23 protein-coding genes and 1 pseudogene are annotated in these 25,925 nt (G+C 45.8%); 10 read left to right on the forward strand and 14 right to left on the reverse strand.

All coding sequences use genetic code 11. From position 1 onward, the window contains the following. Nucleotides 1–69: 69 nt before the first annotated feature. From VNM22_03215 to VNM22_03255, 9 genes and pseudogenes are all read right to left on the reverse strand, one after another. Nucleotides 70–843 carry an enoyl-CoA hydratase-related protein gene (locus VNM22_03215; GenBank protein HWP46150.1) on the reverse strand — a complete coding sequence of 258 codons (774 nt, stop codon included), beginning with the start codon at nucleotides 841–843 and terminating at the stop codon, nucleotides 70–72. 110 nt (nucleotides 844–953) lie between these two features. Next, entirely contained in the window at nucleotides 954–1,820 is an 867-nt protein-coding gene (locus tag VNM22_03220) for a DnaJ domain-containing protein (GenBank protein ID HWP46151.1), read from the reverse strand. A 210-nt stretch (nucleotides 1,821–2,030) separates the two neighbouring features. Beyond that, nucleotides 2,031–2,228 (reverse strand): annotated as a pseudogene (locus VNM22_03225) (DnaJ domain-containing protein). Nucleotides 2,229–2,523: 295 nt separating this feature from the next. Further along, nucleotides 2,524–3,369 (reverse strand): hypothetical protein, encoded by an 846-nt coding sequence (locus tag VNM22_03230; protein ID HWP46152.1) that lies wholly within the window; start codon nucleotides 3,367–3,369, stop codon nucleotides 2,524–2,526. Between the two features lie 12 nt (nucleotides 3,370–3,381). Further along, on the reverse strand, nucleotides 3,382–3,753 hold the full coding sequence (locus VNM22_03235; GenBank protein HWP46153.1) for a hypothetical protein: 372 nt from the start codon (nucleotides 3,751–3,753) through the stop codon (nucleotides 3,382–3,384). Between the two features lie 269 nt (nucleotides 3,754–4,022). Beyond that, a complete protein-coding gene (locus VNM22_03240) occupies nucleotides 4,023–5,645 on the reverse strand; it encodes a long-chain-fatty-acid--CoA ligase (GenBank protein ID HWP46154.1) in 1,623 nt (540 codons plus the stop codon). 40 nt (nucleotides 5,646–5,685) lie between these two features. Continuing rightward, on the reverse strand, nucleotides 5,686–6,069 hold the full coding sequence (locus tag VNM22_03245; GenBank protein HWP46155.1) for a DUF5615 family PIN-like protein: 384 nt from the start codon (nucleotides 6,067–6,069) through the stop codon (nucleotides 5,686–5,688). Continuing rightward, nucleotides 6,066–6,290: a DUF433 domain-containing protein gene (locus VNM22_03250; protein ID HWP46156.1), complete on the reverse strand. Its 225-nt coding sequence runs from the start codon at nucleotides 6,288–6,290 to the stop codon at nucleotides 6,066–6,068. The genes VNM22_03245 and VNM22_03250 overlap by 4 nt, the downstream gene beginning before the upstream one ends. A gap of 239 nt (nucleotides 6,291–6,529) precedes the next feature. After that, nucleotides 6,530–7,963 carry a hypothetical protein gene (locus tag VNM22_03255; protein ID HWP46157.1) on the reverse strand — a complete coding sequence of 478 codons (1,434 nt, stop codon included), beginning with the start codon at nucleotides 7,961–7,963 and terminating at the stop codon, nucleotides 6,530–6,532. Between the two features lie 524 nt (nucleotides 7,964–8,487). Here VNM22_03255 and groES point away from each other — a divergent pair. From groES to VNM22_03290, 7 genes are all read left to right on the forward strand, one after another. After that, nucleotides 8,488–8,775 (forward strand): co-chaperone GroES, encoded by a 288-nt coding sequence (gene groES / locus VNM22_03260; GenBank protein HWP46158.1) that lies wholly within the window; start codon nucleotides 8,488–8,490, stop codon nucleotides 8,773–8,775. Nucleotides 8,776–9,537: 762 nt separating this feature from the next. Continuing rightward, on the forward strand, nucleotides 9,538–10,851 hold the full coding sequence (locus VNM22_03265) for an ROK family protein (protein ID HWP46159.1): 1,314 nt from the start codon (nucleotides 9,538–9,540) through the stop codon (nucleotides 10,849–10,851). A 111-nt stretch (nucleotides 10,852–10,962) separates the two neighbouring features. Next, on the forward strand, nucleotides 10,963–12,015 hold the full coding sequence (locus VNM22_03270) for a mannose-1-phosphate guanylyltransferase (GenBank protein HWP46160.1): 1,053 nt from the start codon (nucleotides 10,963–10,965) through the stop codon (nucleotides 12,013–12,015). Nucleotides 12,016–12,253: 238 nt separating this feature from the next. Beyond that, nucleotides 12,254–12,796, forward strand: coding sequence for a hypothetical protein (locus tag VNM22_03275; GenBank protein HWP46161.1), 543 nt, complete (start codon nucleotides 12,254–12,256; stop codon nucleotides 12,794–12,796). A 13-nt stretch (nucleotides 12,797–12,809) separates the two neighbouring features. Next, on the forward strand, nucleotides 12,810–13,919 hold the full coding sequence (locus tag VNM22_03280; GenBank protein ID HWP46162.1) for a hypothetical protein: 1,110 nt from the start codon (nucleotides 12,810–12,812) through the stop codon (nucleotides 13,917–13,919). Between the two features lie 54 nt (nucleotides 13,920–13,973). After that, nucleotides 13,974–14,993 (forward strand): polysaccharide deacetylase family protein, encoded by a 1,020-nt coding sequence (locus tag VNM22_03285; protein ID HWP46163.1) that lies wholly within the window; start codon nucleotides 13,974–13,976, stop codon nucleotides 14,991–14,993. Continuing rightward, a complete protein-coding gene (locus tag VNM22_03290) occupies nucleotides 14,990–16,717 on the forward strand; it encodes a glycoside hydrolase family 3 N-terminal domain-containing protein (protein HWP46164.1) in 1,728 nt (575 codons plus the stop codon). The genes VNM22_03285 and VNM22_03290 overlap by 4 nt, the downstream gene beginning before the upstream one ends. 276 nt (nucleotides 16,718–16,993) lie before the next feature. On the opposite strand, the gene VNM22_03295 is transcribed toward VNM22_03290, so the two are convergent. The 3 genes from VNM22_03295 to VNM22_03305 all read right to left on the reverse strand — a co-directional run bounded on the left by VNM22_03295 (nucleotide 16,994) and on the right by VNM22_03305 (nucleotide 20,980). Beyond that, nucleotides 16,994–18,013 carry an ABC transporter permease gene (locus tag VNM22_03295; GenBank protein HWP46165.1) on the reverse strand — a complete coding sequence of 340 codons (1,020 nt, stop codon included), beginning with the start codon at nucleotides 18,011–18,013 and terminating at the stop codon, nucleotides 16,994–16,996. Nucleotides 18,014–18,242: 229 nt separating this feature from the next. Further along, nucleotides 18,243–19,301, reverse strand: a complete 1,059-nt coding sequence (locus tag VNM22_03300; protein ID HWP46166.1) for an ABC transporter permease — start codon at nucleotides 19,299–19,301, stop codon at nucleotides 18,243–18,245. Beyond that, nucleotides 19,298–20,980: an ABC transporter substrate-binding protein gene (locus VNM22_03305; protein HWP46167.1), complete on the reverse strand. Its 1,683-nt coding sequence runs from the start codon at nucleotides 20,978–20,980 to the stop codon at nucleotides 19,298–19,300. The genes VNM22_03300 and VNM22_03305 overlap by 4 nt, the downstream gene beginning before the upstream one ends. A 332-nt stretch (nucleotides 20,981–21,312) precedes the next feature. Here VNM22_03305 and VNM22_03310 point away from each other — a divergent pair, with 332 nt between their 5' ends. The 3 genes from VNM22_03310 to VNM22_03320 all read left to right on the forward strand — a co-directional run bounded on the left by VNM22_03310 (nucleotide 21,313) and on the right by VNM22_03320 (nucleotide 23,975). Continuing rightward, on the forward strand, nucleotides 21,313–21,765 hold the full coding sequence (locus VNM22_03310; GenBank protein HWP46168.1) for an Hsp20/alpha crystallin family protein: 453 nt from the start codon (nucleotides 21,313–21,315) through the stop codon (nucleotides 21,763–21,765). Between the two features lie 221 nt (nucleotides 21,766–21,986). Further along, entirely contained in the window at nucleotides 21,987–23,603 is a 1,617-nt protein-coding gene (gene groL, locus VNM22_03315; GenBank protein ID HWP46169.1) for a chaperonin GroEL, read from the forward strand. A gap of 84 nt (nucleotides 23,604–23,687) precedes the next feature. Further along, a complete protein-coding gene (locus tag VNM22_03320) occupies nucleotides 23,688–23,975 on the forward strand; it encodes an FmdB family zinc ribbon protein (GenBank protein HWP46170.1) in 288 nt (95 codons plus the stop codon). Between the two features lie 117 nt (nucleotides 23,976–24,092). On the opposite strand, the gene VNM22_03325 is transcribed toward VNM22_03320, so the two are convergent. Together VNM22_03325 and VNM22_03330 are read right to left on the reverse strand one after the other, a co-directional pair. After that, a complete protein-coding gene (locus VNM22_03325; GenBank protein HWP46171.1) occupies nucleotides 24,093–24,950 on the reverse strand; it encodes an NAD(P)-dependent oxidoreductase in 858 nt (285 codons plus the stop codon). Between the two features lie 25 nt (nucleotides 24,951–24,975). Next, complete coding sequence (locus tag VNM22_03330; GenBank protein ID HWP46172.1) at nucleotides 24,976–25,917, reverse strand: SDR family oxidoreductase; 942 nt, start codon at nucleotides 25,915–25,917, stop codon at nucleotides 24,976–24,978. Nucleotides 25,918–25,925 lie beyond the last annotated feature (8 nt).

Genomic DNA, 25,925 nt, shown 5'->3' on the forward strand with positions numbered 1-25,925 from the left:
TAATGATTTTGGTCGTTTACGTTACTAAAGTGACTGGTTTAAGAACGACTAAAGCCGTTACTACCCCTCTTATTGGCCCTTAAAGTGGGCTTCTCGTTTTTCGATAAACGCTTTCATTCCTTCTGTTTTGTCCTCAGTGGCAAAAAGAAGATTGAAGCACTGAGACTCAATGGCCAGGCCACTTTCCAGATCAACATTAAGGCCGTGAAGGATCGATTGTTTAGCCATCTTAACGGCCAGGGGTGGACGTTTAGCCAGTTCAGCCGCTAACTTCTTAGCTTCCGCAACGACCTGCCCTTTTGGAACCACCCGGTTAACAAGACCCCATCGCTCGGCCTGAGCTGCATCGATAAAATTCCCCAGCAGGACCATCTCCATGGCCCGATGTTTTCCAACCAGTCGCGGAAGCCTTTGAGTTCCCCCGGCCCCCGGCATAATTCCCAACTTAATTTCCGGTTGCCCGAATTTGGCCGACTCAGAGGCGATGACAATGTCGCAACACATAACCAGTTCGCAACCTCCCCCCAAGGCGTATCCACTAACCGCTGCGATCATAGGCTTGGTAATTTTACGGATTCGTTGCCAGGTATTCCCATGGACTCCCTGCATCATCTGAACGGCATCCCGGGTTACCATCTCTTTAATGTCGGCCCCTGCGGCAAAATTTTCTTCTCCCCCGGTCAGGATAATCACCCGCAGCTCCGGGTCTGCCTCCCAGGTTTCCAAAGCCTCTGCAAGTTCCTTCATGAGAGCCGGATTTAAAGCATTTAATACTTTAGGTCTATTCAGCGTGATGGTTCCCACGGCCCCCTCTTTCTCTACCAGGATATATTCATAGCCCATAGCCTTAAAAAGGTAAAAGGTAAAAGGTAAAAAAGGTGAAAGGAAAGATCCGCTTGACCCTTTCACCTTTCGCCTTTCACCTTTTGCCTGGTCCTTTGTTGGGTCCTTTATCAGGACACTTGAATTTCCAGATATAAATCCCCTACGGCCCCATCCCGGGTTTTCAATCCCTTCCCTTTCAACCGCAATCGGGTTCCTGCCCGAATTCCAGCCGGAATTTTAATTCTTACCCTCTCGGTCTTTCCATTGGTCTGGTAATTAAAGATTTTTTCGGTGCCGTGGATGGCTTCTTGAAGGGAAATAGAAAGAACCGAAAAGAGATCTAAACCCTTTTTTTGAGGCGATTCGGCCGGGGCTTCCAGAATTCCGGCGAGTTTCTTTAAGAGATAATGCCCAACCTTCCGACCTATTTTTTTCGCCCACTGATTCAGAAAACCTGCAGGTTGTTGACCTCTGGTTTCTCCGGCTTCTGATCTGACCCAGGTCCCGTTAAAAGGTCTATAACTTCGATAGAAAACCCCGCCGGGGGTTGTAAAGATAAAGGTATTGATCCCACCTCTCTTCCCGCCGGAAAGTAGATGGTCCCAGAAAGCCTGATCCAGTCGGAGCCCCATCCGGCTAAACTCTTCATGGAGTTGATCGAAAATATCCCGGGTCAAGGGGTTATTAAAAAGATCCCTCAAAATATCTTGCTGGGAATAGTTGAAACCCTGGCTGTAGGTCTGTCCTGTATGGGTCGAATCCCATGGGGAATTTCTTAACTGATCGTACTGCCACCTCTTGTCTTTATCCATTAAAACCGCATAGGCTTCACTGATATCTTTAAACCTCTCTTCAGCTTGTTTATTTCCGGGATTTCGGTCTGGATGATATTTAAAGGCTAATTGCCGGTAAGCCCGTTTTATCTCTTCTTCGCTGGCTTCCGGCTTAATTCCAAGGATTCCGTAATAGTCTTTATTAAATACATTTCGTGGCATTTCAGGACTCCTTTACCATCTAAAAAAGAAATCCTCCCAGGGGGCTTCTTCCAACCATTGTTGCAATCGGTTCAACTCCTGCCATAGCCGATTGAAAACATAATCGGCAAAGGGATCATGGAAAAAATCCCGTACCAGGGGTTCCGGTGCATAACCCCTACGCCGGGGGGAGGTAACCCGAAGGTGATATTCCAGGGACCGCTTCCGGGCCCGATCATACTCCCCTCTTTTTTCTTTATCCATTAAAACCGCATAGGCTTCACCGATTTCTTTGAACTTTTCCTCGGCTTCCTTATCCCCTGGGTTTCGATCCGGATGATATTGCAAGGCCAGTAATCGATAAGCTTTTTTGATCTCCTCACCGCTGGCTTCTGGATGGACTTCCAGGATCTTATAATAATCCTTCATTAAGGGATACCAAAACATTTTTATCCCCCCTACCTGATCCTCTTCGAAGCTTTCTTATCTTAACTCTTTAAAAAACTGTACCTTTACGATTCTCCCTAAAGGTACAGAAACATGGAGGAAAGTCTAACTTCTGATCTTATCGGGCTCTCTATGCCTCTGTGGTTTGAGATTTCTGCAAAAGTATCGTAAAAAGGTAGCTTTATTTATCATAATGCAGTATCTCCCCTCCCTTGTCAAGGATAGAAGATAGGAAGTAGAAGGGACGGAGGCCTGGATATTTACTTTTTATGATTTTTTACCTGTAGGGTTTTTGAAAGTGCAGGATAAAGTTGTACATAACATAACACTCTAAGGCAAAGGGTGGGAATCCCAGGAAGCCTAATAAGGGCATCTCAAAAACTTTTAGGAAATCTCCGACAAAGGGGACGGTGTAAACCCATTTGGATCCGGCCCAGTAGTTCCAGAATTCCCAGAGAAATCCACAAACCAATCCGGCTAACAGCAAAGAGTAGATCTTAGTTAAACGTCCATTTTCCAGATCCCGGAGTAAGGATTTCTCTCCCAACCAGTAGTTGATGGGATCCAGGAAAAAAACGAAACTCCCCCAGACCAGGGGGAAGGTATATGTGGGAAATAAAAAAGGAACAATCAAGGTAATTACGCCGATTCCCAGGGATAGGTAAAGCAATCTTGGAGTGATTTTCCATCTCTTCGTAGTGGAACCTTGAAAAATCCCCAGGGCTTCGATAAAGTCGGTGGTTTCAAAAATGCCGGGAAGTACGGTGGCGAAGGAAATGGTATAACCTAACAGGTTAACTCCCAAGGATTGGGGTAAACCTACATAACGCCAGTTTTGAATAAAAATATTGTACACCTCAAACACCAGCCATACTAAAACGGACCAGGGTAACATCAGGAGGAATTCTTTGGGTCGATTTACGATCAAGGACTGACCTTTTAACTTGAAGATAACACTATCCAGGAAGAGAATATACCCGTACCAGGCAAAGGGGTAAAAGAAAGTGACAAAGGGTTCAACCTTCAAAAACATCAGGACTTCGGCCACCACCAGCGTAAAGAGTCCGATATAACCATGAAGCTTGAGGCCCTTAGCGTGAAAAGGTAAGTTTATTCTGTTCATAGCGTTCAGGTCCTACTCAAAACGAAAAAATTCTGAAGTAGCCGTATAATTACAGGCTTTACAGGAAACCTTCATTTCTTGTGGCCTTAAAAAGATTTCGTTTCGAGCTGAAAAGCATCGGTCACAAGAAATGGTAAAATCCTTAAATTTAATTCCGGCATACTCACGACCTACCCCATCAATAATTGTGCTATAACCGCTGGGTGGACGACATTGGCGAGGACAGACGGTTTGAACCGTTACGAATAATCTTGTAAAGTATCGATGATGAATGACGAGTTCCAGCGAGGCTGGAGATTGGCAGATGTCGCAATGGACCTGGAACCCATCGAGAAGAAATTTGCGACTGTTTAACTCCTCCTGATTTTTGATTCGAATTTTCATAATTTGGACATCCCCTCCTTTTCTCTTCACGATTTTCTTAAACTATTCTGTTAAGTAACGGGATCAGGATATTATTCTCCCGAGTCTACACAAACGGTTGTCATTGCCTTTATTATTCCGTTCCGTAACGAAATTATGATAGAATCATTCCTTTAAGTAAGTCAAAAAAAAAGTTTAAATTTTTAAAACTGCCTCAAAGCCGGAAGCCCGAGGTCATCCAAAGTCGGAGGTTATTTTGACTTTAGATTTCTGAATAAAAGGGTGCGGGGTTAATGCACACGTTTCTCGTACCCCTTCCACTCTTTCTCCCGTAACACATACTTTTGGATTTTTCCTGTGGAAGTTTTGGGCAGCTCGCAGAACTCTACCACTTTAGGGCATTTATAATGGGCCAGGTGTTCTCGACAGAAATTAATGAGATCCTGTTCCGTTGGATGAGTTCCTGGTTTAGGTGTGACAAAGGCTTTGGGGACTTCTCCCCATTTCTCGTCGGGGATGGCAATCACAGCGGCTTCCAGGACATCGGGGTGTTTATAGAGAACGTTCTCCACTTCGATGGTTGAGATGTTCTCCCCACCACTGATAATAATATCCTTTTTTCGATCTTTAAGCTCCATATATCCATCGGGATGAAGTACCGCTAAATCACCGCTATGGAACCAACCACCCTGAAACGCCGCTTCGGTGGCCTCCGGATCTTTGAAATACCCCTTCATGACAGTATTTCCTCGCATGACTACCTCTCCCATGGTTTTACCATCGGCGGGTACCTCCTTCAGATGGGCATCGACAACTCGAAAAAGTTTCGCCGTAATATGGGAGACCCCCTGACGGGCCATCAACCGGGCCTGAGTTTCTTGATCCAGAGTATCCCAGTGGGGTTGCCACTCACAGACCGTATTAGGTCCGTAGGTTTCGGTCAAACCGTAAAGGTGAATGACTTGGATTCCCATTCCTTCCATCTTTTGGATGATGGTCGGCGAAGGGGGAGCTCCTCCCGTTGCTACCTTAATCGGGTGGGAAAATCGAATTTGATTGGCCATGGGATGATGGGCTAAACCAATGAGGACCACGGGGGCTCCACAGAAATGAGATACCCGTTCCTTTTCAATCAGCCGAAAGACCTGCTCGGGGTCTACTTTTCGTAAGCAAATATGGGTTCCTCCCGTGGCAGTTACGCCCCACGTGAAGCACCAACCATTACAGTGAAACATGGGAAGTGTCCAGAGATAAACGCTCCGACTATTCAACCCTAACTCCAGGGCATCTCCCAGGGCATTCAGATAAGCTCCTCGATGGGTGTACATGACTCCCTTGGGTTGACCTGTGGTTCCACTGGTGTAATTGATGGTGATGGTTTCGTTCTCATCCTCAGGCCAGGTTCCGGGGAGTTCTTCTTTCCCTTCTTGAAGAAAAGTTTCATAATCGGGACCTGGTAGAAGGGGAGAGGACCGAGTCATTCCCGTGTTTTCATCTACCACGTTAACCCAGGTGGTAACACTCTTCATTTTTTCCTGGATAGGCTGGATGAAGCGTGCAAATTCGACATCTACAAAAAAAGCCTTGGCCTCGGCATGGTTTATAATATAGGCAATTTCCTCCGGGCTGAGTCGGATGTTGATGGCCACTAGGATACCTCCGGCCAGGGGAACCCCATAATGGGCTTCCAAAAGTGGAGGAGTATTGGGCACTAAAAAGGCGACCCGGTCTCCTTTGGTAACTCCTGCTTTTTGTAAGGCATGGGCCAGTCGATGAACTCTTTGGGAGAATTGCCGATAGGTATACCGGGTCTCGTTGTAAATAATGGCCGTTTTTTCCGGAAAAACATAGGTACTCCGCTCTAAGAAGCTTAAGGGAGTTAAGGGTACGTAATTTATACCAGGCTGAATCATGGATTCCTCCTTATGGGGGAGGGGGGATCCCGCTCCTTTACTAAGGACTGGATTCGGGAGGAAGACGTCTCCGACGGATCCCCCCTTTGTCGATGATTACAATGGAATTGGATAATTCGATACTTGCCGTGGTTTCAAGTACCTGTTTCAAGTATTTTATAACCTCCTGTTCGCTATAATTTCCGCCTCGAAAGAGAATCAGACCGGGTCCTTCGGCCTGTGCTAAAGTCAGAATTTTGGAATAGTTCAAATCCAGCGTAGCTACTGTGATGACAATACGATGCTCCTTTCGGGCATAGGCTAAAAGAGCCGCATCTGAGTCTCGACTCAGTCCCCGGTCAATGGCATGAATGGCGTCGTGGCCTTGCAGGATAAGCCAAAAGGCCAACTCCGGAGATAGCATCAAATCGACAAGAAATCTCATGGCAAAAATTCGACCGTTTCTTCTTCTGCAAGGCGAGCTGCATACCCTAAAGCCTCTAAAATATCTTCGGCTTCCAGGTAAGGATAGGCTCTCAGGATGGTTTCTTGGGTCTCTCCGGAGGCTAAAAGCCCCAGCAAGCGTGAAACCGGGAAACGAAGCTCACGGATACAGGGTTTACCACTACATACCCGGGGATCTACGGTAATACGTTCGAATCTCATCTGCTTCTGATTTAGAAATTTATTGATTACCGGAGGGTCAGAAGTCGAAATGCCACCGGACCCCTGACTTCTCATCCTAAATCTAAATAGAAAGGTTGTCTAACCTGCCGGGCGATCCTGGGGATCACCCTTAAACAGGAAACCCACCTCACCCTCCCCCTCGTTCCCCTCTCCTGAAGCTTCAGAAGAAGGAAAAGAAAGTGAGGCCTGCAAGGTTCAACAGAGAAATGGTATAACACCTAAAATACTTTCCTGGGTTGGAGTAAACCCATTTCTATACTTGTTTCCTCTCGGATAGAGAACTCTAAGGGATGATGGGTAATATTTAAATAAGCTGTCTCATCACCAGGGTGATAAGAAGGTAGAAAATAAAAGTAGACTTGATAACGATGCCGACCGTTATCAACCGTTAATAGATCAAAAAGATGTCCAATACGGATAAAAAGCTGTTTACTCCCATCAGGTAAGAGGTTCATGGTATCTATATAGACAAGTTCCCCCTTCAGTTGGCTCAACGTAGGCCCCCGTTGAATAACGGTCATAAAACTCCCCTGTTTGCCTGTAAGTACCGACCATTCTTGATGGCTACGATCCAGATTTTTTTCGGCCTCCGACATGACCCCGTCTAAAACCACTCCCTGCCGGTTATTGGAGTTATAGAATTTCATCCCCAGGGCGTTTTCGTTAAAGTCCAGAGCTCCCAGTACCGAGGCCTGCGAACAGTAGCGACTCAATTTAATGGGGCTATGGATAATATTGGTATAGTAAAAGTGATTTAAGTAATAAATAGAATCCACTTCTTCCGAAGGAAGCTTAATTCCCAAGATAAGTTCCAGTTCAGGTTTACCTCGTATGATCACCCGGACGGGTCCATCTTTGTAAGCACTCAGTCTGAATCGGATATCGTCTTCATCTCGCTTGAAGGTTTTAATGGCTCCTAACAAGAAAAACCATTCCAATCGAGCCCGCCCTTCTATACGGGATTTTTTGATGAGATTCTTTCCATTCCCCCCTCCGGCTTCCGTGATGAGGAGTTTCGTATAGTAGGCTCCTTCCGGCGGAGAGCTGACCAGATAATAATCGGTTGAAATGATATGTTCGCTGGAACTAAGGGTATATCGAACATAGTCCAGAGGAGATCTTTCCGGAGGATTAGAAAAATAAAAGACATATGCCCAGCCTCGACAGGCTGTTAAAGGGTCTCGAACCTCGACTTCCAGACCAATCTCATAACCCGAAATCCAGCTTTCCTTGGCGATCCGATCGCCTAGATCCTTGGCCATGAACACCAGCTCATCGTTTTCATCCAACAGCTCATGATCCTTGTCTAGATTGGCTTTAGGTCCCCGGGGTAAGACCCAGTTGTTTGAGGCATCGCGCTCATCAATCTGATAAGGAATAGGAATCAGGACCCCTTGAAGCGCTGCATAAACCCGAATATTCGAGATAGACTTCCCAAGAAGAATCTTTAGATCTTTTCCTTGTATGATGACAGGATCGGCGGTTCGAGTCAGGTTTTTTTTCTCCAGGATCCCAGGTGCAGGGGGGGAATAATTTCCAGAATCCGAATAGATGGATCTGATGGAGAAGGCGGGATTATAAAAAACAGTTAATAAAATAAAGCCGTTAATAAGGACAAAAAATAAACGGTTTACAACTCGTCGTATGAACATGAGAAATCTCCTCTAAAATTTATCCTGACTTAAAGTTAATTTGTTCACTACGCTTTGTCAATGTTTCTCGGATGAATTTGGAGGGGTAGGGGATTTTAAAAAAATAGCATTTTACTACTTCAAAACCGGGTCACCTCTCAAATACTTCCTACCTATTTGCTGTGAAAACATTGTCTCTGAGAGGGTGGACCAACACTACCCATTGCCTTTCCTACGGGGATACCCTAGGGATCGGAGAGAAGTTTTAGATCCGTTCCCCGGCACTCTCTTTAAAGGGAGAGCAAAAAGTTAAAAAAACTCAAAAACTTAAATAAAATCTCTTTAATTTACTTAGATGATTTCTTTTTAGAAATATTTAAGTTTTTTTAGGCTTGATTTTGTACCGTATCGATCTTATTTTGTGGTTAGTTGTTAGCACTCTTTAACATCGAGTGCTAACAACCAGGGTTGTTTGGTAAACCGGTTGATCAAGAGACGGAAATTAAAATTCAGCGACAGAATATAAATAAAAGGAGGGTTAAAGTATGACGATTCGTCCATTGCATGATCGTGTTTTGGTTAAGAGAATTGAAGAGAAAGAAGTAAGAAAGGGAAGCATTATCATCCCAGACACCGCTAAGGAAAAACCTCAGGAAGGTGAGGTAATTGCGGTAGGTAAGGGAAGGGTTCTGGAAGATGGAAAAATTCAACCCTTAGAAGTGAAAGTAGGTAATAAGGTTTTGTTTGGTAAATATGCCGGTACGGAAGTAAAATTGGATGATGTGGAATACCTGATTATGCGGGAGGAAGATATCCTGGGAATTATCGAGTAAAATGTTTGAAACAGGTTTAAGTTGGCCAGTTGCATAAGTAAACCTTAGTTTAAACATCAGATTCAGCAGAGATAAGAAACTTTCCGGGAAAGTTTTTAAAGTTGAATAGGTAAGCCAAAGTTTAAACATCAGATCCTGTCTATCTGGATCTATTCTTCTTTTTTAGATAGCCTGTGGGGTTAAACTACAGGCTATTTTTTTACCCCTAGGAAATCTCTTGACAATTTATAAAGAACTTCAGTAAATTTTTATACCAATAAGGAAGGAGGACCCTCACCGATAAGCATGGGATAAGATCTCTGATTTTAGCTGCCTGCGATAGACTCCTTAAGGGGGGGTGTCTTCAGGTTTTATCTGAAAAAGCACGAAATCCTGCCTTGAGGTAGGGATTTCTCAGGTGTTGCCTTCAGGTATTGACGTCAGGTTTAGATAGACCCGGTGGAGCCGTGGGTATCTGAAATCTTCTGAAGGAGCTAGAAGCATTCTTCGGGGTTAGATTTTTATTAGCCACAGATCGCTTCTCAGAGAGCTAAGAAAGAGGGGGATTTTTTATCCAGGATCCGAGATTGACCCTCTAAAGACTCCGGTTCGGGAGCAGGTGGTTAATAAAGAGGGGCCCGGTGAGGAACAGACGGTTCAGGATGAAGAATCTTGAATGACCGGTTTTGGCTAGTCATATCTTCGCTCGGCTTCATCATCTTGTAAAAACGCTTTGATTTCCTTCTCCCACAACATGATGGAGAAAAACCAGTAGAAATAACTATGAAAGATTATATTATAGGCATTGACCTGGGTGGGACTAATTTAAGGGTAGCGGCCATTACTCGAGAGGGGGAGATTATCCAGAAATCTGAAGGCAGATCGGAGGTTCATCGAGGACGAGAAAAAGTCCTGGAAGATCTGTTAAAGTCGGTAGAAGAAATTCAAAGATCTCTTCAGCCCAAGGGATGGCAACCCGTGGCGATTGGGTTTGGAGTTCCCGGTATTATTAAAGAGGGAATCGTGGTTCAATCCCCTAATTTTCCTGATTGGGATGATTTTGATTTAAAGACTTATTTAAAGAACCACTGGAATTTACCCCTTTGGATTGAAAACGATGCCAATGCGGCGGCCTTGGGAGAGTTATGGATGGGAGCCGGAAAGGAGAGCCGGCATTTTTGCTGTCTTACCCTGGGAACTGGCGTGGGAAGTGGAATCATTGTGGACGGGAGGATCCTCCATGGAGCCGATGGGATGGCCGGGGAAGCAGGTCATATGGTGGTAGATCCGGAGGGGCCCCCTTGTGGATGTGGGGGGTATGGGTGTTTGGAAACCTATGCTTCGGCTACAGGCCTCGAAAGAATGTCGAAGGAAGCTTTACGTCGCGGGGCTTTTCGGGGGAAACTTCCCCATAATGTCCATGAATTATCGGCCAAAGATCTTCATAATCTGGCCAAGGCGGGAGACCCGGAGGCCAGGCAAATTTTTGCCCAAATGGGGCGGTACCTGGGCATCGGGCTGGTCAATCTTATTCAGATTTTTAATACCGAGTTGATCATCTTAGGAGGTGGCGTTACCGATTCTTGGGAATATTTTATCCCCGAGACAGAAAAACAAATCCAGACCCGGGCCTATAAGGCCCTGGCCAGACGGGTTAAAATTCGCCGGGCACTTTGTGGAGGCGATGCCGGAGTCTTGGGAGCCGCTTATGCTGCCCTCCAGGGTCTCAAAGATCTCGAGGAAAATCGTCGACGAAGGGATGAAAGACCCTGGGGACGCTGGATCTTACTGGATGAAGGAACAAATTATAAAGTCAAACGGTTAGAGGTTAAACCGGGTCAACGGTTAAGCTTACAAAAACACCGATATCGAGCAGAACACTGGGTGGTCGTAGAAGAAGGTACGGCTCAAATAACCTTAGACGGGAATCAGATGGAGTTACACCCCAACGAAGCCACCTTCATTCCGCAGGGAGGAGTTCATCGAATTACCAATCCTGGATCAAAACCGGTCGTTATTATAGAAGTTCAGTATGGAACCTACTTGGGGGAAGACGATATTACCCGATTGCAGGATGATTATGGGAGAGCCAATTAAAGTATGGGGGTATGGGAGGATGGGAGAATGGCTATACTCCCATCCTCCCACACTTCCATACCCCCATCCTCCCACACTCCCACCCCCTTCGGGGTCCTTTGTAGTTAAAAAATGGAACATGTATACGTTGTGATCATGGCTGGTGGAAAAGGGGAGCGCTTCTGGCCCTTGAGTACACCCGAAGAACCTAAACCCTTTATTAAAATTCTGGGATCCGAAACTTTGATCCAACAGACGGTCCATCGAATTCTCCCTTTGGTTCCAACCGAACATATTCTGGTGATTTTGGGAAAAGAACACCTTTCTTTGGCCAGAGAGCAGTTACCTCAACTTCCTGAACCAAATTTTATTACCGAGCCCATGGGTCGAGATACCGCCCCTTGTATCGGATTGGCCTCCCTTCAATTGGAAAAGCGAGATCCGGAAAGCATCATGATCGTAATTCCTGCCGATCATTATATCCCGGATCAAGATAAATTTTTAAGCACGCTGACCCTGGCCGTTGAAGTAGCCAGGCAAGGATCTTATCTTGTAACCCTTGGAATTAAGCCTACCCGCCCGGAGACCGGTTATGGATATATTTTGGTCGGAAATCAAAAAATTACCTTGCAGGGCCGGGAGGTGTTTCAAGTTCAGAAATTTATAGAAAAACCTGATTTTGCCACTGCGGCAAAATATTTAGAAGAAGGTTCTTATTACTGGAATAGCGGGATCTTTATCTGGAGGAATAGAACCATTCAAGACCTTTTGCGCCGTTTTATGCCGGCTTTATGGCAAGGTTTGGATCGGATCAAAGGCTCTTTAGGAAGCCCAGAAGAACAGGAAGTCCTCCAGAGGGAATTCAAGCAGTTCGAAAGGATTTCAATCGACTACGGAATCCTGGAAAAGGCTCCCGAGGTGTTAATGATTCCTGCCGATTTTCGTTGGGATGATGTAGGGACCTGGAAAGCCCTGGATCGCGTTCTTCCTTTAGATGAAAATGGAAACATCGTCGTGGGTAATCATCGGGGGGTTGAAACAAAGGACTGTATTATTTACGCAAAGGATATTTTTATTTCGACCTTTGGTATTTCTGATCTTATTATTGTGAGCTCCCAGGGTAAGGTGTTAATTTGTCATAAAAACATGGCTCCGGATTTAAAAAAACTCCTTCAACAATTATAGCGTAAAATCATGTTTTATGGTAAAATAAAGGAGGGAGTTGAATCATGAGTTCCCTTGAAAAAGAAAAATGGGTGAAAATAACCGTCACTCTGTTTTTTGCGGGAAGTTTCTTCTTTATGCTCTACCTGCTGATTACGGACTTTTTAAAGATATACCCCTTTCCATAGTAAGCGAGGCTTGAGACTCTTAGAGGGAAATGGGGGAGTGGGGAAGTATGGGAGTATGAGGGTGTGGGGGTATGGGAGTATGGAAGAGTGGAAGAGTGGAAGTGTGGGAGTATGGGAGATATGGCTTCCATACTCCCCTACTTCCCTACCTCTCTACTCCCGCCCTCCCATACCTCTATACCTCCATATTCCTATACCCTGTCCTTTCAAAGGTTTCCATGGCTTTTTTAAAAAAAAATTTCACGAAAGCCTTATTGGTTCATAATGCTTATAAAGTAAGTAGCGGTTATCGCCAAAGGGTCCTCTACTCATTTGCTTTAGAGTGTAATATAGATGAGCAAATCGAGTTAGCCAAGGAACGTATTAAGACCGTCGATGTAGATTGGGACCGAATAAAAAATGAGTTAGAACTTATGACCAAACTAGAACGAGAAAAGAAAAATGCCAAAGCTAAACAGGATATTAAAGCGATTTCCCACAAACTTATTCTAAAAATTCGTTCTCTCGAACTCCCTTCAGAGGAAAAACAAAAATATATAGAAAATCTTCTGCACTTTATCCAAGAAACTTCTGGAGACGAGAATAAGCCGATCCTTTTAAATCAACTGGATTAAGTCCTGAGAGGAGGTGGCATCTCGCTCGATTGTCAACTCCATGAACGGTAAAGAGTTGGAGCTTGATAAGGTATTAGGTTCCCATCGAGGAGAAAAGCATGCGATTATTATTCCGGATTTTCCTGATTCCGATGCCATTGCTTCTGCTTTTACGCATCAGTTGATCAGTCTCCAGTACAATATCAGTGCAGATATCTTTTACTGGGGTAAAATTAATAATCCCCAAGATATTGTCCTCGTTAAGCTTTTAGATATTGAATTAATCCGTTATTCGGAGACTCTGGATTTCTCGGGCTACGATGGGAGTGTGTTCATAGGTACCCAGGGCACAACGACTACGCTTCGTCAGATCCTGGAAGCAAGCCACGTTAAACCCATCCTTGTCATAGATCACCATGAAGAAGAGGATTTTATCCATGCTGAGTTCCATGACATCCGAAAAGCCTCTTCAACTTCCTTTATTTATACCGATTATTTAAAAAAAGGTCTGTTAAAATTAGAAAGATCGAATCCAACCCATATCAAGTGCGCAACAGCCCTGATGTATGGAATTATGTACAAAACCGATCGGTATATTTGGGCTAAAGAGGAGGATTTTCAGGCTGTTGCGTTTTTAAGCAACTATGCCGATTCCAGTTTGCTGGAGGAGATTGTCAACCAATCCCGCTCCAAGAAGGTGATGGATGTAATCCAAAAGGCCCTGGAAAGTAGAGTCATCAAACAAAATTATAGTATCGCCGGTGTCGGCTATCTCCGTGCGGAAGATCGCAATGCCATTCACCAGGCCGCAGACTTTCTCTTAACTGAAGAAAATGTCCATACCGCCATTGTCTATGCGATTTTGCAGAACGGTAATCGAGAGGTTTTAAGTGGCTCGTTTAGAACCCGAAAACTCACTTTAGATCCCGATGAGTTTCTCCGGGAGGCCTTCGGGCGAGGGGAGATTGAGGTTTATTACGAGGGGAAGAGTCAAAAGGTTCGGGGCTTTGAAATTCCTATTTTTTTCCTGGCAGGGACCGGAGGGGAAGAGTATAACACCCTGAAATGGCGGGTTTATGATATGCAGGTTAAGCAAAAACTCTTTAACAAGATCGGGGTTTCCGAAGAGAGAGAAGAAACTTAAAAGAAATTTCTTTCCGACGGAGAGATAGAGAAATCAGAAGTTTTCCTTTCATAGATGATCGAAAAATTTAACGTGAAACAAACCCAACCTTGGATCTCCAAACTCTATGGGTATGGGCTTGTTTTAATTCTCGCTCTGGTCTCTGTCCTTTATTCCGGTCTTCTTCATCGCTCTGACCCCTGGCCCGATCCACAGACACCTCCCCTTCCCCCTCTGGTTCTCTCTCTCCCAGGTTTGGAAAGGGGGACGGGAGGTGGGGAAGAGATAGAAGCGCGAGGACGCGGGGGCCCAGGAGCCCAAAGATATCGGGAAGCAAAGACGGAAAACGGTTCTGTGGTCAGACAGAAATTCGATGTAAAAAGGAAAAATAATCTCCCCTTTCCTTCCGTTCCCAGATCTCGACCTCTCTATACCGATTCCTCTGACTCGGATCTTATTACCTTTGATGATGGTCCGACCCCTCAGACGACCCCTCATATCTTGGATGTGCTGGATCGTTATGGGGTAAAGGCTAATTTTTTCCTGGAAGGTGAAAGAATTCGGCGGTACCCCTATCTGGCTCAGGAGATTCTCCGAAGGGGACACCAACTGGGCTATCATTCCATGTGGCATCAAAACCTGGTTAACTTTTCTCGTGAAGAGATAGAACAGGACATTATAGAATTCCGTCAGGTTGTCAGAACCTACGTGGATCCCCATTACCGGGTAACCCTGGGAAGACCTCCTTACGGAGGTTTTACCAAAGAAACCATCAAAACCTATTTCAAGTACCGAAAGAAAGGAATCCTGTCCCACATTCCCATTAAAGACCTTGATAATCTGGTGGCTCCCCATATCCGAGAAGCATTTCGGCAGCAAGGTCTTGTCCTTCAATTATGGAATGTGGATGTAGAAGACTGGGAAAGACCGGTCAATATTCACTTTGCCGTCTCAGAACTCCTGAAACCAGGTCAACAAGTTCTTCTTCTGCACGAACTTCCTCTCTCTCACAGAGTTGGTAGACATCATGGATCCGATGCTTACCTGAAGCTGTCGGCCATTTTAGGATCTCTCCATCCTATGGCTTTAAAATGAACCCTAATCTAAAAGCCAAAATAGGCCAGATGTTCATGGTAGGATTTGAAGGGGGAACCCCCACGGATAATATTCTTCGCCTGATCAGAGAATATCAGGTGGGAGGTATTATCCTGTTCAGTCGAAACATCCAAAACCCTGTCCAACTAAAGGATTTGATCCATCAACTTCAAGCCCAAGCCTGCCAGACCGGTTTGGGGTTACCCCTTCTGGTTGCCATTGATCAGGAAGGGGGGATCGTAACCCGGTTGACCCGAGGATTTACCATATTTCCGGGTAATATGGCTCTGGGGGCTGCAGGTTCCGAAGAACTCGCCGGGCAAGCAGCTGAGGTTATGGCCCGGGAAATGATGGCAATGGGAATTCATATGAACCTGGCTCCGGTATTGGATATCAATACCCGTCTGGATAATCCAGGAATTGGAGTCCGGGCCTATGGAGACAATCCGCAACTGGTTGCCAGAATGGGAGTGGCCATGATCAAAGCTTACCAGCGGCACGGGATCATTGCGACGGCCAAACACTTTCCCGGAAAGGGGGATGCAGGGGTCGATGCCCATCTCGATCTTCCTTCTATTTTCCATTCCCGTGAACGACTGGAAAGAGTCGAACTCTATCCCTTTGTGGCCGCTCTCCAGGCAGGGGTTAAAGCGATTATGACCTCCCACGTCTACTTCCCTGGACTCGAGGAATCCCATGCTCCGTTCTCTGTCTCTACCCAGATAGCAGCCCCAGAGTCAACCGGCTCATCCCCCCTTTCCCCCCTGATTTCTCCTCTCTCAAGTTGGCAAAGAGGAACAGGAAGTGAGGGGGAGGGGTTGTCCTCCCCGCTTCCTGCTACCCTCTCCCGGGCTATTACGGAAACGCTTTTGCGAAAAAAGCTTGGGTTCCAGGGTGTGGTGATAACCGATGATCTGGAAATGGGAGCCATCCTTAGATATTTTGACTTGAAAGAGGCCGTTGTGAAGGCTGTGGAAGCCGGAGCGGATTTGTTGCTGATCTGTCGGGATTATCAAAGACAGTTGGAAGGACTTCAGGGGCTTTATCGGGCCGTCGAAGAAGGACGCGTGGGGGAGGAGAGAATCTCGGCCTCTTTCCAACGCATTTTGAGCTTGAAACAGGCCTTTTGTGGAAAAAGAGGGGAAGGGGAGGGAAGAGGAGAAGCCCCCCCCTGGATGGATCAGGTAGGTACGGCTGAAAATCGTCGGGTCGCCTATGAAGTGGCCAAACGGGCTATTACCCTGGTACGAAATCGGAGAGGGCTGATCCCTTTAACTCCTTCCCAATACCACCGACCGGCAGTCCTTTATCCTAAAGTATTTACCCTTACCCAGGTGGAGGAAGGACCGGAACCTGTTACCCTATTCAGTGAATTTCGTCAACGCTATCCCCAGGCCGTAGGCTTTGAATTTGATACGGAACCCTCTCCAGATCAAATCCAGCAGGCCTGTGCAGTAGGTAGGGAAGCCGATCTTATCCTTATAGGTTCCTACAACAGTCATCTCAAATCTAAACAAAAACAGCTGATTCAAGAACTCATCGCTCTCCAGAAACCGATGGTTTTGATGGCCCTACGAAATCCCTATGACATCGGTGAATTTCCGGAAATTGAAACCTGTCTGGCCTTGTATGATTACCATGGAGCCTCCCTAATGGCCGGGATTCAGGTCCTTATGGGGGATATTCAGGCCGTGGGAAGGTTACCGGTTACCATGAACTCTTAACCGTTAACGCACAATGGGATTAAGTTAAGGGCTAAGATGGAAGGGTTTTTTAGTTCCATCCGGAGGGCTCTATTTAGAGTCCCACGTATCCCGGCTAAAATCCTCCCGCTCCGTCCAGAGTGGCCGGTGAAACAGTTCGCCCCGAGGGGGCTTTGAGGATGTCTAGGGTGTGGTAGCGATCACCGGGTCGTCTCTACAGAACTTTAACCTTTAGCTTACTCTTAATGCCATTGAACCCTTAGCGATAGGGAAAGGCCCTGTGGGTTACCTGCCTACTTACTTTTTAAAATACTGCGCCTGGTGTAATCCCTTGGGATCCACATAATCCCGGATGGCATCTCCCAGGAACTGGAAGGACATGACGATGAGAAAAATCACCACCCCGGGGCTGAGGATCCAGGGATAATTGATAATGGCCTGGGCATTGGTTGCTGCCGATAAAAGATTTCCTAAAGAAGGCTGGGGTTCCTGAATTCCCAATCCGATAACACTGAGGGAAGCCTCCCCCAGGATATATCCCGGAATACTCAACGTGGCAGCTACAATGGTATAGTTAAAAATGTTGGGGATGATATGTTTAAAAAGAATTCGGGAGTTGGAGGCTCCAAGGGCTGTAGAGGCCTGGACGTAATCCATCTCTTTCACAGAAAGAACCATTCCCCGGATAATCCTGGCAAAACCGGCCCATCCTATAAAACTCAAAATGATGACGATGATAATAAATGTAGCTCCAGGGGATATACCGGCAGGGATCGTCACAGCCAGGGCAACCAGGAAGTAAAAACTGGGAATGCTCATCAAAACCTCACATAACCTCATAATGAGGTTATCGACCTTTCCTCCGGCATAGCCGGCAATGCTTCCCATAATAATGCCTATGGTGAAACTGATCAGTACCCCAATCGGACCTATGGCCAGACTGATACGGCTTCCGTAAATAATTCTCGAGAATAAATCTCTTCCCAGATCATCGGTTCCCAGTAAGAAAACCTTGATTTTCTTTGAATTTACTCCGAACAGGCGATGGTCTGGTGTCCAGAAATCGATATAATACTTTTCCCCCGGGATCTCCTGGTAGGTCCGATCATGGATATTGATCAGCTTATATTCATGAACATAGGGACGCCAGCCATCCCAGTGGATACGGGTCGGTGGTGCGTCGGGCATGCGCCGGTTCTGCTCAGAATAAGGATAAGGTGCTATAAAATCGGCAAAGATAGCCACCAGATAGAAAAAGACCAGAAGGCCTAAACTGAGTTTAGCCGGAAAATCTAAAGATCTGAAAAACTTTCTCATTACCGAAGATGTATCCCCTTAGGAGTTAAACGTGTAAAGTACCAGGGCGAGCCCTTGCCTGTCTCTGGGTAAATGCCGTGACGCAATTCCTTCGTACCCGGATTGTTTCCTCATCTCGCCCCTGGCAAGGGTAGATTCCTTTCTGGAAAATCAAGCTGGTTCTAAAACCGGAGACCAAGGGTTTGTTTTCTAAACTTCCTGTCTCCGGTCCTGAATGTCAAGCCCCAAGTTAATCCAGCTTAATCCTGGGATCTATCACCGTCAGGGCGATATCTGCCAGTAAGTTTCCTACGATCAACAAGACCGTTCCCATGACAAGATCGGCCAGGACCAGATAGAGGTCCTGGGAGCGTACGGCCTGAAGCATGAGCTGTCCCAATCCCTGTAAACCCAGGATAGCTTCCACTAGGGCAGCACCTCCTAATAAGGCTCCTAACGTGTAACCTGCCATGGTGATAAAAGGATTCAGAGCATTTTTTAAAATATGCTTCATCACCACCTTAAACTCAGAAAGACCTTTAGCTCTGGCGGTACGTACATATTCGCTATTTTTTATTTCCAGGATCTGTCCTCGCATAAGTCGCATGAGGGAAGCCATGCCTGAGGTACCCAGTACAAAAACAGGGATAATCAGATGGAGGATACGATCCCAGATTTTGCCCCAGAAATCCAGGGAGCTATATTCCGGGGAGACCGTCCCTCCGGCCGGAAGCCATCCGGTTTTCATGGCCACATACAAGAGGAGAAAAGCCAGGAAGAAATTGGGAATACTGATCCCAAAGAAGGCGATAAACGAAAGGACCTTATCTGCGATGCCACCTGGCCGCATGGCTACATAGATCCCCAGGGGAAGTGCCAGCATCCAGGTGAAGAGCATGGAACTGGCGGACAGAATAATGGTATTTACAGCCCGGGAAGCTATCAAAGAGAGAACATCCACGTGATAAGCAATACTTTCTCCAAAATCCAACCGGGTTACAATTCGCCATAACCAGAAGAGATACCTCCCGATAACGGAATCCATCCATTTGATAGCCTCTTGAAGCCCTTGGGGCAAGGAACTCCAGAGTTCCGGGAAATGTTCTGTAATGAAAGGTAAAACAAAGGATCTATCGAATCCAAATCGTTCTTTCATCCTCTGGAGGGTTTCCTGGGAAATTTGAGGATTCAACTGTAACGTAGAAAAGAAGTCTCCCGGGGCCATTTCGATGATCAAGAAGGAAAGAAAGGTAATTCCCAGGAGTAAAGGGACAAAATGGATGATACGGGAAAGGATATATTTTCTCATGGCTTGATTCGAATCAACTCCGGACGGTAGGTCCCAAAGATCGTGGGTTCGTAGTTTTCAATTTTATTTTTATAGGCTACAAAAACTTTGGGCCTGGCCGTTAAGATCAGGGGGAGTTCGTCATGGAGAATTTCTTGGATACGTTTGTAAATCTGGGATCTTTTCTCTTGATTCAATTCCCTGGCACCTGCATCGACCAGCTGGTCAATTTCGGCTTCCCAGGCCGTCGCCGGTTTTTCCTGACGTGGGTTCCAGGCGTGGAGCTTTCCGGAGCTTTTATAAATATTGGCCCCAAAATGGGGTTCTAATCCTCCCGTAAATCCCAGTAGAACGGCATCCCATTCAAAGTTATTCACCAGCTTTTCAACCAGTGAGTTAAATTCCAGGGGTTTATAATTAACCTTGAGATTTAACTTCTTTTCCCAATCTTCTTTGAGAATCACACAGATCTTTTCCCGGACACTGTTCCCCGAATTCGTGTAAAGATCAAACTCAATTTTATTACCTTCTTTATCTTCCCGGATGCCATCGCCATCCCGATCCTGATACCCTGCCTTTTCCAGAATCTCTACGGCCAGATCGGGATTGTATTCATAATCCTTGAGATTTTCATTATGATAAAGGGGAACCGATTCTGAAATATAGGCCACCGCCGGGGCCCCATATCCGTTCATCACAGAGAGAATAATTCCTTCTTTATCCACGGTATGGGCCAGGGCTTTGAGAAAGTTTTTATCGGTAAACCAAGTCAGCTTGGGATCTGTTTTTCCGTTTTTAACATAGTGTCTGGGATTTCGATTAAAGACTACAAATTCGGTTCCAGTGGAGATTCCTATTTCCTTAACGGTAATACCTAGATTCTTTTGATTTTTTTTAAGGTCTTCCACATCTTCCCCACGTGGAAAGTAGATATCGGTGTCTCCATTTTTAAATTTTAAATAAGCGGTGTCAATATTCTGGACGATTAGATTGATCTCTTCATTCAAATAAGGGAGCTGATTTCCCTGGTCGTCCCTTTGCCAGTAATAGGGATTTTTTATCAGTCTGGCAAACTGCGCCGGAACATATTCGGCCAGTTTATACCGTCCAGTTCCTACAATTTTATTGGGAGGCGTGTTAATACCCCATTGGGAAGTAAAGGTCCCGTTTTTGAGAGATTCTCCCAGTACATGCTCCGGGAGAATATCTATTCCGAGACTGCCCAAAAACGGAGCAAAGGGGGCGGGAAGGGTAAATTTGACGGTATATTCGTCGATTACTTCCACCTGAATTTTCTGCCCGTCGATGATGAAAATATCCCGGGCACTATTGGGGACCCGGTCATCGTAGATGGCATCGAAGGTAAACTTAACATCCCGGGCCGTGAATTTAGTCCCATCATTCCAACGAACATCGTCTCTCAAGTGAAATATCCAGACTTTACCGTCCTCGCTTACATCCCAGGATTTAGCCAGAAAAGGCTCAACAATCCCTGTTTTGGGATTGGTACGGGTTAAACCTTCAAACAGATCTCCTACGATAGCCGATGAGCTGGTCTCATCGCTCACCAGTAGATTAAAGGTCTTAGGATCTGCAATGGTAGCGGTAGTCAACTTTTGTTCCACTTCAGCCTCTGCAAAGGTTCCGAAGAGGCCTGACAAGGTTAGTAAAAAAGCTAAAGGTATCCACTGTGGTTTCATAACATCTCCTCGAACTAAAGGTTCTTAGGGGTTAGAGGATTTGGGATCATGCAAAAGTATTCTATGAGTAGTATTATACCCTTCAGGAGGGGTCGGTTGTCAATGCTATTTTTTAGAGGTCTTCCTATGGGGTTGACAACCTGGGGGGTAGGATCTGGTTATAAATTTTCTCAAATAACTTGACAATATAAAACTAAAGTTTTATATTTGAGATAGACTCATAGATACCTGACCATCTCATCCATCGAGGAAGGGTGTTGGGACTGCTTTAAATAAGGTGAATTTCTGCCATATTTTCAGCGCCTACATCCTCAAAATAGGAGGTAAATCCTATGGCTATTCTCAGATGGGATCCTTTTAGAGATCTATCCATCATTCAAGAGAGAATGAACAAACTCTTTGAGGAATCCATAGCCCGATCTCGAGGAGAAGAAGGGACTTCGTTGGCAGCCTGGGTCCCCCCGGTCGACATCTATGAAACCAAAGATGCCATCGTCGTTAAAGCCGAACTTCCCGGGATTGATCAGAAAGATATCGAAGTCCAGGTTCATGATAATATCTTAACCATTCGAGGGGAAAGAAAATTTGAAAGTGATGTCAAGCGGGAAAATTTCCACCGTATTGAAAGGGCTTACGGAACCTTCCAGCGTTCTTTCTCCATCCCGAATACCATTCGGCAAGATCAAGTTAAAGCACGCTTTCATAATGGGATTTTAGAGATCACCTTACCTAAAATGGAAGAAGCCAAACCCAGACAGATTAAAGTCGATGTGGTAACTTCGTGATGATGGGGTCAGATCTCACGTTCCTCAGGCAGGTTAAACAAGATTTTTAAATAAACCCTATAAAAAAACTTGACAAGGAATTTTTCCCTTTCTATTTTATCATGTAGGTAGCTGGTCCTCTAAAGGATTTGAGTCTTGGATTTGTTTTATTTTTTTATCCTGTTAAATTAGCACTCATTAAATATGAGTGCTAACAACCTGCAACTTAAGGAGGGTAACCTATGGCAGCAAAAATGCTGATCTTTGGACAAGAGGCGAGAGCTGCTGCTCTGCGAGGTGTTAGTTTACTGGCAGACGCCGTCAAAATTACTTTAGGCCCACGAGGTCGTAACGTCGTATTAGATAAAAAATTTGGTGCTCCCACATCGACCAAGGATGGCGTGACCGTAGCGAAGGAGATCGAACTGGAAGATCCCTATGAGAATATGGGTGCTCAGTTGGTTCGAGAGGTCGCCAGCAAGACCAGTGATGTAGCCGGAGACGGAACCACAACAGCAACCATTCTGGCCGAAGCAATTTTTAGAGAGGGGTGTCGAAACGTAACGGCGGGAGCTAACCCCATGGATTTAAAACGGGGAATTGAAAAGGCCGTAGAGGTTGTAGTAGAGGAACTGAAAAAGCTGAGTAAGCCGGTAGAAGGGAAACGGGAAATCGAACAGGTAGGTACCATCTCGGCCAATAATGATTCCACCATTGGTAAGATTATCGCAGAAGCCATGGAGAAAGTCGGTAAAGACGGAGTTATTACCGTAGAAGAGGCCAAATCCATGGAAACCTCCCTGGAAGTCGTGGAGGGAATGCAGTTTGACCGCGGTTATTTATCCCCCTACTTTGTAACCGATCCCGAAAGAATGGAGGTCGTTCTAGAAGATCCTTATATCCTCATCTATGAAAAGAAGATCAGCAGCATGAAAGATCTTCTTCCCATCCTGGAACAAATCGCCCGCATGGGGGCCCCACTTTTGATCATTGCCGAAGATGTGGAAGGCGAGGCCCTAGCAACTCTGGTCGTTAACAAACTAAGAGGGACTCTCAAATGCGCGGCTGTCAAGGCTCCTGGCTTTGGAGACAGGAGAAAAGCCATGTTGGAGGATATCGCAATCCTTACCGGCGGACGAGCCATCTCAGAAGATCTGGGTATTAAACTGGAAAACGTGACCATTGAGGATCTGGGTCGGGCTAAGAAAGTTACCATTGACAAAGATAATACGACCATTGTTGAGGGGGCCGGTTCGACAGACAAAATTCAAGGGAGAATTAAACAAATCAAGGCTCAAATTGAGGAAACAACTTCGGATTACGACAGAGAAAAACTTCAGGAGCGCCTGGCTAAATTAGCCGGTGGGGTTGCAGTAATCCGTGTAGGAGCTGCTACCGAGACCGAAATGAAAGAGAAGAAGGCCCGCGTGGAAGACGCCATGCATGCAACCCGGGCGGCGGTGGAAGAAGGAATCGTTCCCGGTGGTGGAGTCGCCTATCTGAGATGTCTCCCGGCTCTGGAGAAAGTCAAACTCGAAGGGGATCAGCAGATCGGTGTGAACATCGTTAAGCGGGCTCTTGAAGAACCGATTCGCCAGATTGCCAATAACGCCGGGTACGAAGGATCCGTTGTGGTTCAGAAAGTCAAAGAAATGAAAACCAATGAAGGGTTCAACGCTGAAACAGAGAAATACGAAGATCTGGTTCAGGCTGGTATCATCGATCCGACAAAAGTTACCCGGACGGCCCTTCAAAATGCTGCCAGCATCGCAGCGCTCATGTTAACCACGGAAGCTTTAATCACCGAGAAACCGGAAGAGAAGAAAGAACAGATGCCCCATATGCCTCCAGAATACTAAAAACAGGAGTCAGGAGTCAGGGAAGTAGGGATGGAAGGTCTTCCATCCCTACACCCCTGACTCCTTTCTTTCTAGCCTGATCCTATGCCTATCTACGAATACGAGTGCACCCAGTGTAAGCAGACCTTCGAAATATTACAAAAATTTAATGATTCTCCCTTAGAGAAGTGTATCCTTTGTCATGGAGGACCTGTAAGGAAATTGATTTCTGCTTCTGCTTTCGTACTGAAAGGGGCCGGATTTTATGTGAACGATTATCCTTCGGCAAGTCGGAAGAAGGGCGTGGAATCGGAAAAGAATGGAAGTTCCGAGAAAAAATCGGAATCCCCACCGGAATCTAAATCGGAAAAAGCCGAAAAGGCTGCTGCCTGAGACTATTAAAAATTTCCTGGAAAGATGAGCCGTGGAATTAAACCTACGGCTCTTTTTTTATCCCAGGTTAAAGGTTTCGTCTCCTGAGAAACCCATTCCCTTTCTTCAGGTATCCCTTCACAACTTACCCGGCTTTGGGTTTTCTCCCATGAGGAATTGCCGAATATCCTCGGCAAAGGTTACCTCGGAGTCATCCTCAGGCTGATAGCCGATCACCTTTCGGGCATTGGCAATACTCCAAAAAGCCCTGGCATTATCGGAAATTCCATAGAAAATCTGGAAGGGAATCCCATGCTCATCTTCGATATTCTCAGTTTCTATGGACCTCAAGACCAGTTGCCTCCAATCTCGCTCGCTGAGATAGGCCCCAAGATCCCGTTTGTATCCTAAGGGATTATCCTTAAACAGATTGACATCGATACGACGGGGCGCTCCGATCCGAAGCTGAATGACCTCCAGCTTTCGTCCACGGGTACCACTGGCATACACAAAGCCTAAACCTTCATAGGCCAGCTTGGCCCAGCCATAGTAATTATCGGATTTAGGCGGAAAATCCGGAGTCAACATGTCTAACTTCCTGGTTCGAATAAGCTGATGCTCATACCAATCGGCTGCATGGTTTGAGCTGGCCACTACTACCCGTCGCACCCCTTCTTCCAGGGCAACCTGATAAACATTGTAAGCCATCCTTACATTATCCAACTCGTCAAAGAAGGTCGCTTTACGGAAATCCGCAAAGGTATTGCCTTTATAACCCAGATGAACCACCGTATCAATCCCTCTAAAATACTTTCGATAGTTATCCAAATTGTGATCGATCAGATCGACCTCGACAATATCTTCAATGACCGTTCCATCTCTCCTCTGTTTTCGAATGTCCAGCAACGTGAGGGTGTATCTTTCCCTAAAAACCGGAAGTAATTGTCCGGCCAGGTACCCTGCAGCACCTGTAATAAGTACATTCCGTTTAGCCATAAGCTCTCCTCCCTTGATTAACCTATCATAATAAACTTTTCACAACCCCTCCATCAATTTGAATATTGGTTCCTGTAATATAATTAGCCCGCTCTGAAGCCAGAAATACCACCATATCAGCAAATTCCTTAGGCTGTCCAACACGTCCCAGAGGAATTGTTTTTTCAACGGAGGCAATGACTTCTTCGATGGGGCTACCCTGTTTCTTGGCTCGAGCTTCCATAACCTCCATGAATCGATCGGTTTGAATATAGCCGGGGCAAACGTTGTTGACCAGGATATTATCCTTTGCCAGTTCATTAGCCAGAGTTTTCGTAAGTCCGGTGACTCCGGCCCGAAGGGCGTTGGAGGTGATCAACCCATCGACCGGTTGCTTAACCGTTACAGAAGTGATGGTAATAATCCTTCCCCACTTTTGCCTTTGCATATGGGGAATAACAGCATAGCACAAATAAACGGTACTCATGAAGGTTAAATGAAAGCTTTTCTCCCAAACTTCCGGATTATGGTCCAGAAAAGCTCCTGCAGGGGGACCTCCTGCATTATTAATCAGGATATCAATCCGACCGAATCGGGAAATCGCCTGGTCTACCAACCGCTTGACCTGATCTGGTTGGGTTACATCAACAGCCATAGCTAAAATCTCTGCACCAGTGGCCGATTCGATTTCTTTGGCCGTATTCTTTAAGGCTTCTTCTCCCCGGGCGCACAGGACCAGTTTCGCCCCTTCTTCTGCTAAACCCCGGGCTATGGCTTTTCCTAATCCCTTACTTGAAGCAGCTACTAAGGCAACTTTATTTTTTAATCCCAAATCCATGATTAATAGTAGAAAAGTGTGGGAGTATGGAGGTGTGGGAGTGTGGAAGTGTAGGAGTATGGAAGTATGGAAGTGTAGGGGTGTGGGAGAATAAGTACTTATACTCCCATACTCCCATACTCCCATACCCCCATACTCCCACACTCTCATACTCCCAC

This window comes from Candidatus Limnocylindrales bacterium, from assembly GCA_035559535.1.
In the GTDB taxonomy this organism is placed as follows: domain Bacteria; phylum Moduliflexota; class Moduliflexia; order Moduliflexales; family JAUQPW01; genus JAUQPW01.

Excerpts from the sequence above, each read along its gene's own strand:
- VNM22_03215 (HWP46150.1), bottom strand. The coding sequence starts at position 843 with ATGGGCTATGAATATATCCTGGTAGAGAAAGAGGGGGCCGTGGGAACC.
- VNM22_03220 (HWP46151.1), bottom strand. The coding sequence starts at position 1,820 with ATGCCACGAAATGTATTTAATAAAGACTATTACGGAATCCTTGGAATT.
- VNM22_03230 (HWP46152.1), bottom strand. The coding sequence starts at position 3,369 with ATGAACAGAATAAACTTACCTTTTCACGCTAAGGGCCTCAAGCTTCAT.
- VNM22_03235 (HWP46153.1), bottom strand. The coding sequence starts at position 3,753 with ATGAAAATTCGAATCAAAAATCAGGAGGAGTTAAACAGTCGCAAATTT.
- VNM22_03240 (HWP46154.1), bottom strand. The coding sequence starts at position 5,645 with ATGATTCAGCCTGGTATAAATTACGTACCCTTAACTCCCTTAAGCTTC.
- VNM22_03245 (HWP46155.1), bottom strand. The coding sequence starts at position 6,069 with ATGAGATTTCTTGTCGATTTGATGCTATCTCCGGAGTTGGCCTTTTGG.
- VNM22_03250 (HWP46156.1), bottom strand. The coding sequence starts at position 6,290 with ATGAGATTCGAACGTATTACCGTAGATCCCCGGGTATGTAGTGGTAAA.
- VNM22_03255 (HWP46157.1), bottom strand. The coding sequence starts at position 7,963 with ATGTTCATACGACGAGTTGTAAACCGTTTATTTTTTGTCCTTATTAAC.
- groES (HWP46158.1), top strand. The coding sequence starts at position 8,488 with ATGACGATTCGTCCATTGCATGATCGTGTTTTGGTTAAGAGAATTGAA.
- VNM22_03265 (HWP46159.1), top strand. The coding sequence starts at position 9,538 with ATGAAAGATTATATTATAGGCATTGACCTGGGTGGGACTAATTTAAGG.
- VNM22_03270 (HWP46160.1), top strand. The coding sequence starts at position 10,963 with ATGGAACATGTATACGTTGTGATCATGGCTGGTGGAAAAGGGGAGCGC.
- VNM22_03275 (HWP46161.1), top strand. The coding sequence starts at position 12,254 with ATGGGAGTATGGAAGAGTGGAAGAGTGGAAGTGTGGGAGTATGGGAGA.
- VNM22_03285 (HWP46163.1), top strand. The coding sequence starts at position 13,974 with ATGATCGAAAAATTTAACGTGAAACAAACCCAACCTTGGATCTCCAAA.
- VNM22_03290 (HWP46164.1), top strand. The coding sequence starts at position 14,990 with ATGAACCCTAATCTAAAAGCCAAAATAGGCCAGATGTTCATGGTAGGA.
- VNM22_03295 (HWP46165.1), bottom strand. The coding sequence starts at position 18,013 with ATGAGAAAGTTTTTCAGATCTTTAGATTTTCCGGCTAAACTCAGTTTA.
- VNM22_03300 (HWP46166.1), bottom strand. The coding sequence starts at position 19,301 with ATGAGAAAATATATCCTTTCCCGTATCATCCATTTTGTCCCTTTACTC.
- VNM22_03305 (HWP46167.1), bottom strand. The coding sequence starts at position 20,980 with ATGAAACCACAGTGGATACCTTTAGCTTTTTTACTAACCTTGTCAGGC.
- VNM22_03310 (HWP46168.1), top strand. The coding sequence starts at position 21,313 with ATGGCTATTCTCAGATGGGATCCTTTTAGAGATCTATCCATCATTCAA.
- groL (HWP46169.1), top strand. The coding sequence starts at position 21,987 with ATGGCAGCAAAAATGCTGATCTTTGGACAAGAGGCGAGAGCTGCTGCT.
- VNM22_03320 (HWP46170.1), top strand. The coding sequence starts at position 23,688 with ATGCCTATCTACGAATACGAGTGCACCCAGTGTAAGCAGACCTTCGAA.
- VNM22_03325 (HWP46171.1), bottom strand. The coding sequence starts at position 24,950 with ATGGCTAAACGGAATGTACTTATTACAGGTGCTGCAGGGTACCTGGCC.
- VNM22_03330 (HWP46172.1), bottom strand. The coding sequence starts at position 25,917 with ATGAGAGTGTGGGAGTATGGGGGTATGGGAGTATGGGAGTATGGGAGT.